The 14,528-nt window shown below is 46.8% G+C and carries 10 protein-coding genes; 5 read left to right on the forward strand and 5 right to left on the reverse strand.

Translation table 11 applies throughout. The features are described 5' to 3' along the window. Positions 1-13: 13 nt before the first annotated feature. The 5 genes from VNN20_06420 to VNN20_06440 all read right to left on the reverse strand — a co-directional run bounded on the left by VNN20_06420 (position 14) and on the right by VNN20_06440 (position 4,080). Complete coding sequence (locus VNN20_06420; protein ID HWP91814.1) at positions 14-463, reverse strand: JAB domain-containing protein; 450 nt, start codon at positions 461-463, stop codon at positions 14-16. Positions 464-880: 417 nt separating this feature from the next. Then, positions 881-1,816: a DNA polymerase III subunit beta gene (dnaN, locus tag VNN20_06425; GenBank protein ID HWP91815.1), complete on the reverse strand. Its 936-nt coding sequence runs from the start codon at positions 1,814-1,816 to the stop codon at positions 881-883. Then, complete coding sequence (locus VNN20_06430) at positions 1,813-2,730, reverse strand: hypothetical protein (GenBank protein HWP91816.1); 918 nt, start codon at positions 2,728-2,730, stop codon at positions 1,813-1,815. Before VNN20_06430 ends, dnaN begins: the two co-directional genes overlap by 4 nt. A 70-nt stretch (positions 2,731-2,800) precedes the next feature. After that, positions 2,801-3,214, reverse strand: coding sequence for a hypothetical protein (locus VNN20_06435; GenBank protein HWP91817.1), 414 nt, complete (start codon positions 3,212-3,214; stop codon positions 2,801-2,803). A 128-nt stretch (positions 3,215-3,342) separates the two neighbouring features. Next, positions 3,343-4,080: a hypothetical protein gene (locus VNN20_06440; GenBank protein ID HWP91818.1), complete on the reverse strand. Its 738-nt coding sequence runs from the start codon at positions 4,078-4,080 to the stop codon at positions 3,343-3,345. Between the two features lie 343 nt (positions 4,081-4,423). Here VNN20_06440 and VNN20_06445 point away from each other — a divergent pair, with 343 nt between their 5' ends. The 5 genes from VNN20_06445 to VNN20_06465 all read left to right on the forward strand — a co-directional run bounded on the left by VNN20_06445 (position 4,424) and on the right by VNN20_06465 (position 14,444). Continuing rightward, positions 4,424-4,780, forward strand: coding sequence for a hypothetical protein (locus tag VNN20_06445; protein HWP91819.1), 357 nt, complete (start codon positions 4,424-4,426; stop codon positions 4,778-4,780). A 91-nt stretch (positions 4,781-4,871) separates the two neighbouring features. Further along, entirely contained in the window at positions 4,872-5,111 is a 240-nt protein-coding gene (locus tag VNN20_06450; GenBank protein HWP91820.1) for a DUF433 domain-containing protein, read from the forward strand. After that, entirely contained in the window at positions 5,111-5,467 is a 357-nt protein-coding gene (locus VNN20_06455) for a DUF5615 family PIN-like protein (GenBank protein HWP91821.1), read from the forward strand. The genes VNN20_06450 and VNN20_06455 overlap by 1 nt, the downstream gene beginning before the upstream one ends. Before the next feature lie 94 nt (positions 5,468-5,561). Continuing rightward, positions 5,562-5,750 carry a hypothetical protein gene (locus tag VNN20_06460; protein ID HWP91822.1) on the forward strand — a complete coding sequence of 63 codons (189 nt, stop codon included), beginning with the start codon at positions 5,562-5,564 and terminating at the stop codon, positions 5,748-5,750. Between the two features lie 1,077 nt (positions 5,751-6,827). Further along, the gene (locus VNN20_06465; protein ID HWP91823.1) at positions 6,828-14,444 is read left to right on the forward strand and encodes a SpvB/TcaC N-terminal domain-containing protein; all 7,617 of its coding nucleotides are present in this window, start codon (positions 6,828-6,830) and stop codon (positions 14,442-14,444) included. The last annotated feature ends 84 nt before the right edge of the window (positions 14,445-14,528 follow it).

Below are 14,528 nucleotides of genomic sequence, written 5' to 3' on the forward strand. Positions count from 1 at the left end.
CTTGTTTTGGGGCTTAGTAAAAAAGATCAGGATGGGTTTGTCTTATGCTTGCCCACCTGTTTTTATGAGTGGTAATGATATGGTCATGGACGGAAATCTCTAACTGCTTTCCTACCCCAACCAGGCATCTGGTAATGGATAGGTCCTCCGGGGATGGAGTAAGATTCCCGCTTGGATGGTTATGCCCAAGGATTACTCCTGCCGCATTTGACAAGAGAGCAAACTTGAATACTTCCCTGGGCGATGCGAGTGTTGCATTGAGGGTTCCTATATGGGCTATATTTAATCCCACAGGACAATTTTGGATGTCCACTGCTAGTACGACAAGGTGTTCCCTGTCTTTGTGCTTTAGCAATGAACATATTAACTTGGCTGATGCTTCGCTGTTGTTGAGGGCAGTTGCTTCAAACGGCAGCTTCCTCTCCCGAACGAGCTTCAGACCATAGACTTGTACCTTTAACATGATTCACCTCCTTTTGTTGGATTACCTTAAAAACTCAAAAACTTAGAAATAGACTCAGAAACGCTTAAACTCACAAAAACAAAAGAACAAAAAACAATCTTTAGTATTGCCGGGATTACATGCTTGAATATTTAATTTTCAAAGAACGGAAACAAAAGAATGGTTCGTAATGCACCATCGGCATTAGCCAAAAGCTCCGGACGCTTTGTTGGAACAGTCAAGAAGAAAAAACGGAAGGGGGAATATTGCTATTCCCCCCGGGAACTCCCATAAGGAGTTATTGAATCTCAATCCCGCGATATAGTGGGCATAACGACGTACAGAAAAGACGGGTTTTCATTAATCTTGATTTGGCAGGGACGGTTCGGACTTAGCACAAGCTCGACCGTGTTGTCGTCCGTTCCACGGTTTAGAGGCTCAAGAAGGTAGTGGAGCTGAAAGCCGATCTCCCCCTTCCCACGAGCCTTCAATAGTATCAACAACCCCGGCTATCTCATCGTCTTCCCCGTGAGATTTGGCTGTTATTTCAAGCGCGTTTCCCTTCCCTCTGATCTTTACATCCTGGGCTCCTAGAGCTTTACAGAAATCAAGCTGGGAACGGAAAGTAGAAAGGGAAAGAAAAAGGGATGTGCCGGAGAGATCCTGAATTATTGTCTTATAGTCGGGATACTTTCCGTCAATCAGTCTGATAGTGAGTGATGTGTTTAAACTAGAAAAAGTAATGTGATTCTTTTGTTTTGCCCAGCTTAGCTCTTCTTCAAACAGGTTTTTCACAGCCTGAACCCCTTTCCTTGGAAGGATAGTTTCTTCAGGAAGGGAAAGTCCGGGGACGGTTACTCTTGCCAGCCTGCACCCGTCTGTGGCCACTAACTCTTCGTGTCCAACATACACGCCATTTAAATAGGCCCGGCTGTTATCATTAGCACAGCTATAAGCAACGTGAGCCAAAGCGGTGGCAAGAGTATCTGAAGATACATTGCCTTCCATCTTCTTGGCGATTTCTAAAAGAGGAAAATCCTCTTTTGAAAGTCCGGCAAGCAGGTATTTTGATTTGCCAGACTCAAGCCTAACCCAGTCGTTATTTTGCTTTTCCAGGGTTATCTCTCCCTCTTCAAGCTCTTTTACAATCAGGAATAGCTTCCTTCCCGGGAGACAAATACTTCCACGTCTTTCAGTTTCCGCATTGACCTCCTTTACAAGACTTAACTCAAGGTCGGTGGCCGAAACCCGGAGTGAACCGTTCGCTTCGAGCAAAACATGCTGAAGAATAGGAAGGGTTGATCTAGATTCTGCTACCTCTATTGCGTCCTTCAACGCAGAAATAAAGTTTGCTCTTGTTATTCTTATTTTCATGTGTGGTTACCTCCTTTTTGTTGGTTTTTTTGCTTGATGTACTCCCGGTACTGATGACACAAATCTCTGACAGGACAGTACTTCTTTATCCTGCCTTTGATTACCTTGCCTTCACACCTTGTTCGAGCGCCCGGACGGGTTTCGATAAAGTGGCCATTGCCTTTTTGTACATCCAAAAATTGGCCGGCTTCATCTTGAGTCTCGAATACCCGGAGAGCGGTTTTTCTTCCATGCTTCTTCACGGCGTACTTTGTGGGGCTCTCCCACATTTCCTCCGAAGTGCAGGGTGTGAGCTGATTATCAGGAAGGGTTTCGTTGGCTTTAAGAAGCTCTATTCTCTTTACGAGAAATTTCTCTTGAGCTTCATGATCCCATAATGCAATTAGAATTACTTGGACCTCGGTTTCCGGATAATCCGGGTATCTTTCTGCTTCGCTGGCGCTCCAGTCGCGGAACATGGCCACGATCTCCAGCTCCGTAACAGTCAGTCCTATGGTCCCTAGAAGATAGGCATAGGAATTCAACCGCTCAGTCCATTCCTTCATGGTATTCCCGCAAACAACAGACCAGGCGGAAGTGACTTTGTAGTCGCTTAGCTTTCCTTCGGTGTAATAGAGGTCAAACTGCCCGGAAATAAAACGCCCCGCCATGATAGCGTGTATGCGTTTTTCCTTTATAGTGTGCGGCTGGCTTCCTTTCTCCAATATGTAGTGAACTGCTTTGCCCAGTAAACTCCATATCTTGTCGGAAATATCCTCGACTATCTCATGGGCATGGCGCTGTTTTAGAAGCGTTAGTTGAGGTGGGTTCACCAGGTCAGAAATCGAATAATCAGCATGGCCTTTTGAATACTTATCGTTTTTAACTGCCTCATAGAATACTGAAGGCAGACCTAAATTGTTGGTAAGCGGCATGATGCACCTCCTTTATGTTTGTTTTTGGAAAAAAGGGGAGGGCAGACAAGAGTCTGCCCCAAAATGGTTCCTACAAACTTTGAATAAGCTGCTTAAAGCCTTCCCTCAGATGTTGAAAAGCTTCGACTTGACATCTCAGCTTGTAGTTTTCTTCGGCAACCTTCCGAAGTTTATCTTCAAGCTGTTTGATTTGGTGCTCAAACTTTACTTCGAGGTCGATACGAAGCTCAGATTCTTTTAACTCCATTCTTTTCTGGAGTCTTGCGGCAAAGATATGCTTGCATATCCGGCCTGTCTTGGAATAGGGATTGTTGAAATCGGGGCATTCACAGCTTTCGAATGATTCCGGCACAAGGTAAGTGCCAGAATTGCCTTCTACATAGTAGCCGTTGCCGTTGGGTTTTACCTTTCCATCAAGGTAAAGGGTTACGCCCTTTAGCAGCCTGGGCATAGAAATATCCTTCTGGAGTTTTTTCTTCTCCATAGTTGTTTACCTCCTTTTCCCGCTTACTCTATGCGGGAACATGTTTGTTGGATTTTTTTAGGGATTAAACAGGGTTTTACGGATTATAGTGTTATTCCCGAATGTTTTAATCGGGAAAGGGGAAAAAACTAGAAGGGAATATCATCATCAGCCACTTCTCCATCAAAGTCTCTATCCGGGTCCGGTTCAGAATCCGGATTTTCATCAGGATCCGTGTCTGAGTTCTGCTGATGCTTAATAGCTTTAGCCCCTGACTCACCTTGTAATGCCCAGTTGAAAAATGTTTGGGCTTCACCGATCACCATATCAGTGGTAAGCGCCGACTGATGAGTCTTGAGCATCTCGACAGCGGAATTAATGACGGCCAGTCGAGAGACTACTATGTTCTTATCCTGTGAGGAAAGAAAACCTGTCCAATTCCAGATTGTGGATACTGCTTGTGGAATCAGGATGTAAAGAGCAAAAACATCGCTTCTTCCCAGGGGGATGGCGATTTTTGTATTAGCCTGGGCTAATAAAAGAAATACCCTGTCTCCTTTTTCAGTTTTTTGATGACTGAGAGACAGAGTTTTTTTAGGCGTTTCTCCATTACCACCATTCTTATTATTTGGGTAATGGTCAAACTGTATCTCGCCGGTGCCTGCCCTATGGATTCTTTCTGCACATTCGGCCAGGGCAATACCTTCTTCCGGAGACAAAGCAAAAGAAAGCTTCTTCTCCCAGTTATATTTTTGAACTCCTTTTTCAACCTTTCCCTTCGGAGCATCGGGAAAGGCTAGAGCCCCATCCACCCAAATGACCAAACGCTTGGTATCAGGGGTAATCCTGATTACTGACGTACTTCTATAAAATACTAACGGCTTCATGATACACCTCCTTTCGCCACAGGCCTTAGAGATTTAAGGGGATTTTCCCCACCTGCAGGTCTGAGATTTACCTTTAAAACTTATAAACACATAAACAGACTTAAAAACTCATAAACGCAATAACAAATGACAACAAAGATTCCAGAGCTTTTTCTTTTGTTTTCAAAGATCAAGGAGAAAGAGGAGAGAATTAAAGAGGCAATTCTGCCCTCTTCTCCAGCATGAAATTAGAATTAGCACGGAGAAAAGAAAAAATCACTACGCTAAAAACGGCAAGTATAAGCCCTGAACTTGCTGTTTCTTCACAGGTGGCTTCTGAAGTGTCTGGGATTACAATCTCTGCATGAAGAAATTACTCGCTCTTACTTACCCTCAAGGGAGTCTAATTATAGAGGGAAAGAAAGGGGAGGTGAGTCTTGTAGCCCAAATTTCCTCCCGGAGTGCAAGTGTTGTGATCAGAGATTGGGCAATTGTAGATATGCTGGGAGCTCTAAAGCTTGCTTTCCTCGGGCTCCTTCCAAGAAACCATACGATTAAGGGAGAAGGAGGATACATTGTTATATGTCAGACGGATAAGAAGGGAGAGCTTCAGACAAGCATTAGAATAGGCAAGGATTGGGAAGAGGAAAGAATTGCGTTCTTTTTATCACCTATTGAGAACCATAGGATTCAGCGTCTGCTTGAGATGTGCCTTGATTAATTGAGGCAAGTTATAATAGACTGATGATTACTCCAATAGCCGATATTTTATGATATGATTAAATCGATAGGAGGAGAATACAAAAGTGGACATTGACTGGAGAAATTTTATACATTCAGACCCAGAAGTTTTACTCGGTAAGCCAGTGGTGAAGGGGACTCGCCTATCTGTGGAATTTATCTTAGGGCTTTTCGCTGAAGGCTGGACAGAACAACAAGTCCTTGAGAATTATCCAACATTGACAGCAGAGAGTCTCCGAGCCGTATTTGCTTTTGCTAAAGAGTGTATGCGTGGGGAATCTCTATATGAAATTCCAACTGGATCGGTTTAATGGATTTTATTGCAAATGAAAATTTTCCTCTGTTTAGCATTAGACTGCTACGAAATGCTGGCCATAATGTAGCAAGTATAATTGAAGAAACACCTGGAGCTACAGATTCGGATATTATAAAACGGGCACAAAAAGAAAAGCGTATTGTTTTAACTTTTGACCGAGATTATGGAGAGCTAATCTATCGACACAGAGCCTTTTTTACCGAGGGTGTAGTATACTTTCGCTTTGATCCATCTACTCCAGAAGAGCCTGCGAAAGTACTATTGAAAGTTCTTGAAGAAGGTAAAGTGGCATTACTAGGGAAGTTTACTATCATTGAGAGAGGCAGGATACGTCAAAGGGCACTTCGTTAGGGTAAGGTGACGAGTAGAAGACGTGAATAATATACACAAAAGAGCTTTAATTATGGATAGAGTATCAACTTGATTTTCAGACGTGAGGAAATTAATGATGGTTGAGAATAATTTCAACTTTAAGAGGTACAAAGAGGGAAAGATGTCCCTTGAAACTCTGGCAAAAGAACTCGATCTCAGCATAAGTGAAACCATAGACCTACTGGCTGAATATGGTATTACTTCTCCTATTTCTTATGATGATTACCTTGAGGGATTAGAAACGCTGAAGCAGTTACCTTAAATTTGTTTGCATTTTCTTCCTGGCTTTCAGGCACTCAAAGGGAATAACGCTCAAAATAGACGAGTTAATTGGCCGCATCCACCCGCTAAGCTATAAGGCAATTTCAATTGTTTAACTCCATTCCCGTCTACCTTCTAGGGGTACAGTAAGAAGGGAGAGCTTCAGACAAGCATGAGAATAGGGAGGGATGGGGAAGAGGAAAGAATATCTTTCTTTCTCTCTCTTGTTGAAAACCACAGGATTCAGCATCTGCTTGAGATTTGCCTCCAATAGTCCATAACGTTGAAAGAAATACAAAAATTTATCTTTACGGTAAGGAGGTAAGGAATTTGTTTGCAAAAAAGACTTCTAAAAATCAACTTATGCGTCCCGGCGGGATTTGAACCCACGATCCCAGGATTAGGAATCCTTTTTCACCCTTTTATGCAAGTTATTGGAATCATTGGAGATTCGTATAACCCTGTTAAAAATGAACATTTTTGAATACAACCGTGTGCAATGAGCGCAAGAAGTGCATAGACCTACAAACGATTCTTTGGCTATTCTTAGATGCGATTTCTGAAGGATTTGAAAAATATTAAAAAGAGAACTAATAAATAGTCTCCTTTTCTCGTTTTCAAGGAGTTGTGCCATTTAGGAGGGAAGGAGAGAATAAAAAATAAACGTTGCATTATCACAACCTAATGTAACATTTAGAACTTTGCTATTTAGCCTGGCTTCTTTCTAGGCCCAGGTTCTTTTTAACCTGTAGAACGATCGTTAATCACAATTCTTTCTTAATAAAATTTGCTATTGAATTTGATTTTATGCTTGTTTTATAATCTTCTTAAAGCAATTGGGTAAGAGGTGGGAGAGGTGGTTGGAGGGAGAGCTACTTTAAAAAAATCCTTAACGAATCTCCAATCTCTCTTTACAAATTCCTCTAAATTTCCTTTTCACGAGTATCTTTCCACCGCCGAGAGAAAAGATTCAAAATTAGAGAAGTCACAGGAATATTGAGCTTTTCTAAGAAGCCGCTTTACACAAATAAAGTTGTGAAGCTGTGAGTGGTTGTATAAACCCGGGAGTTAGTGAGGTATGGCAATGATCAATAATGAAATAAAGGAAAGCAAAAATAACAAAAACGCTACCACGAATCAAAGCAAAATTTCCCTGCCTTCCATATCGCTTCCTAAAGGCGGTGGTGCGATTAGAGGTATAGGCGAAAAGTTCTCGGCTAATCCCGTTACAGGAACCGGGGCGCTTAGCGTTCCGATTTTCACAACACCCAGCCGATCCGATTTCTATCCTAAGCTTTTACTTTCATACGATTCCGGCGCTGGAAACGGCCCCTTTGGACTTGGCTGGGACCTTCCCATCCCTTCGATCTCCAGAAAAACAGAAAAGGGATTGCCTAAGTATCGGGACGCAGAGGACTCCGACACATTTATTCTATCGGGTGCCGAGGACTTGGTTCCGTCTTTAATTAAGAACGGAAATGAATGGGCAAGAGAGATTCGAGACGAAGTTCTGGACGGTGAATCTTATACCGTTCAGCGTTATCGCCCTCGGATTGAAGGGCTTTTTGCACGGATTGAGCGGTGGAAAAACAAGAACAAACCAGAAGATGTTTTTTGGAAATCCATCTCCAAAGATAATATCACGAGCGTCTATGGAAAAAGTCCTAAGGGTAAAATATTCGATCCCGAGGATAAAACCCGAATTTTCAAATGGCTACTTGAGGAAAGCTATGACGACAAGGGAAACGTTATTCTTTATGAATACAAGGAGGAAAACCAGGAGAACGTTGACCGTTCTTTACCCCAAGAAAAGAATAGACTTGGCAACGGAACGGGTTTTGCAAATCGGTATCTGAAGCACATAAAGTACGGAAATGGAACGCCCTTCCGGCTCGGTGAGGATCTGTCCCGACGGCGGGACTGGCTGCTTCATGTGGTTTTTGACTACGGAGAGCACGATAAAGACAAACCTGAAATAGACAACGAAGTCAGTAAATGGCCGACTCGTCCGGATGCCTTTTCAAGCTATAAGGCAACATTTGAAATAAGGACGTATCGCCTGTGTCATCGCGTTCTAATGTTTCATCATTTTGCAGAATTGGGTGATACCCCCTGCCTGATTCGCTCTACCGATTTTAAATATAACGACTCTGACCCTATACAGGGCCCCGTAGCTTGTTATCTCACATCCGTCACTCAGACAGGTTATATCAGAGATGAGCAGACTGGGGATTATCAAAAGAAATCATTTCCGTCTCTCGAATTCGCCTATAATGAACGAACAATAAATGAAGAGATACATGTCAGCGACGCTGAGAGTCTGGAAAATCTGCCGATTGGCCTTGACGGCGCTCAATATCAGTGGGTAGACCTGGACGGTGAGGGGATTTCCGGAATTCTGACAGAGCAGGCAGATGGTTGGTTTTACAAGCGTAATTTGGGAAATGCACAGTTCACTCCGGCTGAGGCCGTGCCTTTGATACCACCTCCACCTCTTATGACACTCCCTCCGCCTCCATCCATGCCCAGTCTGGGCGACGTACGATTCGCGCCTGTCCAAGTGGTCTCTACAAAACCTTCCGTGGCCAATTTACAGGGCGGCCAGCAACAGTTTATGGATCTGGCAGGCGATGGGCAGTTGGACCTCGTGCAATTCAGCGACCCATTGCCCGGTTACTATGAGCGAGACGATGACGGCGAGTGGAAGCCTTTTACTCCCTTTGTGTCTACTCCGAATATCGCCTGGAATGACCCTAATCTTCGGTTTATTGACCTCAATGGCGATGGGCATGCCGACATCCTGATTTCAGAGGATGAGGTATTCGTCTGGTATCCCTCGCGTGCCGAGGAAGGATTCGGACCGGCAGAGATTGTACGGAAACCCTATGATGAAGAGAAGGGTCCAGTCCTTGTATTTGCCGATTCCACTCAATCCATCTACCTAGCTGATATGAGCGGTGACGGCTTAACCGACATCGCCAGGATTAGAAACGGTGAAGTCTGCTATTGGCCTAATCTGGGTTACGGACGTTTTGGCGCCAAGGTGACGATGGATGCTGCTCCCATTTTTGATTACCCTGAGTATTTTAATCAAAATCGGATTCGCCTGGCCGACATTGATGGCTCCGGAACCACAGACATCATTTACCTTGGCAGGGATAGCATCACCTTCCGGTTTAACCAGGCTGGAAATAGTTGGAGCGAACCGCATCGCTTATCCAATTTCCCTCCAACGGATAACTTCTCATCCGTAACGGTTGTTGACCTACTGGGGAATGGGACTGCGTGTATCGTTTGGTCCTCGCCTTTGCCTGCCGCCAACGGTCATCCTATGCAGTACATTGACCTTATGGGAGGGGTAAAGCCCCACCTTTTGAAAACAACCAAAAACAACATGGGTGCGGAAACGAGAGTACAATATGCTCCGTCAACCAAGTTTTACCTGGAGGACCTGGCCGCTGGAACCCCATGGATAACAAGACTGCCTTTCCCGGTACATGTGGTCGAGCGTGTCGAGACGCGTGACTATGTGAGCAATACAAAGCTGGTCACTCTTTACAAATATCACCACGGCTATTATGACGGCGAAGAGCGGGAGTTCCGGGGGTTTGGTCTCGTCGAGCAATGGGATACGGAATTTTTTGACCAGTCTAAAGGCCATGGTCTATTTGATGAAGAACCGGATAATAGCGACGAAGTGTTCCATCTGCCGCCGGTTTACACAAAGTCCTGGTTTCACACAGGGGCTTTTTTTGATAGGGATAACATTTCCAAGCACTTTGTTGAGGAGTATTACAAGGGTGATCCCCAGGCTATACTCTTGCCTGATACAATCCTTCCTTCTGGATTAACAAATGCCAAAGAGGAGCACGAAGCATGCCGGGCACTCAAGGGAAGTATGCTCAGACAGGAAATATATGCTCTTGACAATTCGCCAAAAAGCGAACACCCGTACACCGTCACCGAAACCGCTTACAAGCTCCGTTTGCTTCAGCCTAGACAAGACGGCCAGTATGCCGTCTTCTATAGCTATCAATGTGAAGCACTGAGCTATCACTATGAACGTAATCCGGAAGACCCACGTATTGGTCACTCGATGACGCTGGAGGTGGATGATTTCGGAAACGTCACGAAGTCCGCAGCAATTGGCTACCGACGCCGAGTACCTGCCTTCGATGAACAGAAACAAACGCTCATTACCTACACCGAGAACCAAGTTATCAACAAACCTAATGACGGGCCCAACGACCCCGACTGGTATCGAATAGGCGTGCCGGTTGAAACACGGACTTTTGAGATCACCGGTATCCTGTCACAGAAAGACGTACCATATACGATTGATGACGTTAGGGATGCAATACAAACCACCACAGACATCCCATATGAAGTGCATGCGGATCTTATTATGCCTCAGAAGCGTCTTATCGAGCATGTCCGCTCGCTTTATTACAAAAATAATCTTTCCGGCCCGTTGCCTTTGGGTGAGGTAGAATCGCTCGCTTTGCCTTATGAAAGCTACAAGCTGGCATTCACGCCGGGACTACTCACCGAGGTGTATGGCAGCCGTGTCAACGACAATTTGCTCAGAGACGAAGGCAAATACATCAAAGCCGCGGATTACAAAGCTCAGGGTTTGTTTCCTGCTCAAGACCAGGATGCCGTTTGGTGGATTCCCTCCGGCCAGCAGTTGTTTGAAACGCAGCACACGCCTTCGAACCGCAACCCGTTTTACTTGTCGCTCGGCGTCAAAGACCCGTTCGGCAACATCTCGCTGGTGGCCTATGATGCGCACAGTCTATTGGTCACTGAGACCAATGATCCACTTGGCAATATCGTAAAAGCAAAGAACCACTACCGCACGATGGCGCCGCAACTTGTCACCGACCCGAACGGCAATCGTGCGGCAGCGCGCTTCGACGCGCTCGGCATGGTCATAGCAACGTTTGTGATGGGCAAACCGGAACTGAACGAGGGTGACCGCTTTGATGTGACCTCTAACGAGGCGTCAAACCAAGACGATCCGACCAGCCGGTTGGAATATGACCTGTTCGCCAACATGAATGACCCCCAGCATCGGCAACCGGTTTTCGTTCACACCTTCGCTCGCGAGCAACACGGTTCTGCAAACCCGCGCTGGCAAGAATCGTATAGCTACTCCGATGGCTTTGGTCGTGAAGTGATGAAAAAGATTCAAGCAGAACCCGGAATGGCTCCTGCACGCGATGGCAATGGCAAACTCAAACATGACGCGAATAACAAGCTGGTTTTTGAATTTACGAACACGCGCTGGGTCGGCACGGGCCGCACAGTTTTCGACAACAAGGGCAACCCCGTCAAGAAATACGAGCCATTTTTCGATAGCATCCCTAAGTATGAAGATGAGAGAGAGTTGGTGGAATGGGGCGTTACGCCGATCCTGCGCTACGATCCGCTTGGGCGGCTTATCCGCACTGATAATCCCAATGGAACGTTCTCCAAGGTCGAGTTTGATCCGTGGCAGCAGATGACGTTTGATGAAAACGACACTGTGCGAGATTCCCGCTGGTATGCCGACCGTGGCAGCCCTGACCCAAACGGTGCAGAGCCGACAGATCCAGAAAGACGGGCCGCTTATCTTGCCGCCAAGCATGCAAACACGAAAACGATCGCGCATTCCGACACGCTTGGGCGCACGTTCCTCACTATCGCCGACAACGGCACGGCAGGCAAATACGAGACGCATGTTGAACTGGACATCGAAGGTAATCAACGCTCAGTTACCGATGCGCTTGGCCGTATCAATCCTCTTCGTCCGAAGGTTATGACATACGACTACGACATGCTTGGCACCGGGATTCATCAGGTTAGTATGGATGCCGGTGAACGCTGGATGCTGAACAACGTGGCGGGTAAGCCGATCAGGGTTTGGGATAGCCGCGGTCATGAAATCAAGACGACCTACGATGAGTTGCAACGCCCCACGCATCTGTTTGTGAAGCATGACACCGACCCGGAGATATTGGTTGAACGCAATATATACGGCGAAGCGCATCCAGATTCTATCCCACCTGCTCCTAATGTTCCATCCCCCTCTTTGCTGAACCTCCGGGGCAAGGTCTACCAGGTGTTTGACGGGGCTGGCATAGTCACCAACGAGAAATACGATTTCAAGGGCAATCTGCTGAGCAGCAGGCGGCAATTAGCTAAGGAGTATAAGAAACAAGTAAATTGGTTATCTCTAGCTACAATCACTGATGTGCAGGCCATTGCGAACGCCGCGGCACTTTTGCTTGAAACCAAAATCTTTACCGCCAGCACAACTTATGACGCACTCAACCGGCCTACTAAGCTAATCACCCCCCACAACAGCACAATTCCGCCGAGCGAAATTCTACCCACTTACAACGAAGCCAATCTGCTGGAGAAGGTGGATGTGCGCCTGCGCGGTGCGGCGACTCCAACGCCATTTGTGACCGACATTGACTACAACGCGAAGGGCCAACGCGAGTTCATCTCGTATGGCAATGGCGTGAGCACGACGTATGAGTACGACGACAAGACCTTCCGGCTAATCCATTTATTAACTACCCGCAACAACGGAACGGATAGACTGCAAGACCTGAAATACACCTACGACCCTGTTGGTAACATAACCCAAATCCGTGACGATGCGCAACAAACGGTCTTTTTCAATAACGGCGTAGTGTCACCCAGTACAAAATACGAGTACGATGCAATCTATCGGCTGACAAAGGCAGAGGGACGCGAGCATGTGGGTCAGACGGCGAACAATCTCCCGGAACATAGGCCTGAACTAAAGCCGCATTACGACTTCAACGACTCTACACAGATGAACCTGCCTCATCCGAATGATGGTCAGGCAATGCGCAACTATACGGAGAGCTACGAATACGATCCGGTTGGGAATATCTTGAAGATGATTCATAGTGCCAACGGTGGAAGCTGGACGCGTCGCTACGATTACGAGTCAACAAACAACCGGCTGAGAAGCACCAGCCTGCCAAACGACCCCGCTACGGGGACATTGCCTGTAAGGTATGAATACGACCCTCACGGCAATATGACCAAAATGCCCCACCTGATGCAGATGGATTGGGGCTTCAAAGATCAATTGCATCGGGTAGATCTGGGCGGCGGTGGCGAGGCTTACTACGTCTATGACTCGGCAGGCCAGCGTGTGCGTAAGGTAATCGAACGGCAAGGTACAACAATTGAAGAACGTATCTACCTCGGCGGTTTCGAGATCTATCGCAAACGCAATGGCGGTGGTTTGGAGTCAGAGCGTGAGACACTTCACATCATGGACGATAAGAAGTGCATCGCACTGGTGGAAACCAAAACTCGCGACAACGGCATAGTGCTTACTACACCAAAACCAATAACTCGCTACCAGTTCGACAACCATCTCGGCTCGGCATCTTTGGAACTGGATGAGAATGGTGCGGTGATCTCCTACGAGGAATACTACCCCTACGGCAGCACGTCGTATCAAGCGGGGCGCAGTGTGGCGGAAGTTAGTCTTAAACGCTACCGCTACACAGGTAAGGAGCGGGATGAGGAAACCGGACTTTACTATCATGGGGCACGGCACTATGCGCCATGGCTGGGGAGGTGGACGAGTTGTGATCCGATTGGACTGTCTGGAGGCCTCAACCTTTTCGTTTACGCCAGAAGTGATCCGCTGGGCTACGTTGATGTAAGCGGTTTGCAGCCGGAGGAACCGAAGGCTCCTCCTAAGCCTAAGCCGCCTGAAGCAGGAAAGCACCCGGAGGGTGTCTTGGCAGAAAGTAAGTTCAACCGTGCTTGGGAAGAGGCGTTAGAGAGACGGTACGGAGGCGGATCCCCGGCAAGAAATCAGCAGATTTACCTTGAGAAGCTCGCCGAAGCGTCTGATAAGAAGGCCTTTGCTGCAAAAGAGTACGCGTACACTCAAAAAGTATTCAAGGACGTCGTGAAAAATGATCCCGAGCTTTCGAAATACGATTTTGCGGATACGGAGCTTCATCATATCGAGGCGAAAGCTGCTGATCCAGTACCTAATCCAGAACGCGCTGTTGATCCGAACAATCTGCTCTTCACTAGAGGAAAGGCAAAATCAGCAGGAACATCTCACAACGTGGCTCAATATGGTCCTGGTGAAATGAGACGCCAGCAATGGGAAGCTTCGCGCCGGACTGCGGCCCTTCAACCGAGCAGCACGGACCCGAATTCAACAAGCCCAGCCAAGACGACGGCAACCGCTGGACAAGTTTCTAATTCCACACCTACTCCTAAAGCGGAAGCAACTGCACCACCAGCCACAGCTGAGCCACCGGGCAGGGTGACACCACCTTCCGGAGAAAAGCCTACAGCAGTGGTCGAGAAGCCGGTAGCGGGAGAGGTGGGGGGGGTTAAATTTCGAACAACAGCAGGAGTCAAAATGGGACAGGTGCTACTAAAACACGGGGGCACTACTCTCGATCTCCTGGCGATAGCGCAGGCAGAGAACGAAGGGCAATTAGGGATGACTGCTGCTGTTTTGATCGCTTTTCGCGCATTGGGTATTTCAGTCGATCCCAGAGTGATAGCGTTCGTGGTTGCAACATATTGGGTTGGTTCGAAAGTGGGTTCAAAACTTGGCGAATTAGAGTTTCGTATGAATCAGAGTCTAAAGTTCTGGAACCCGCGTAACAGGGGATGGTGGGAGTATCCGTGAGTGTCATCGGCAGGATGGCGAAACCGCTAAGTTCTCCTCGGGTTACTAAGCTTATCGCTGAAAAGCTCGTGCCGCATGAGGCCA

The sequence above is a fragment of the Thermodesulfobacteriota bacterium genome, from assembly GCA_035559815.1.
Classification (GTDB): Bacteria; Desulfobacterota_D; UBA1144; order Nemesobacterales; family CSP1-2; genus DATMAT01.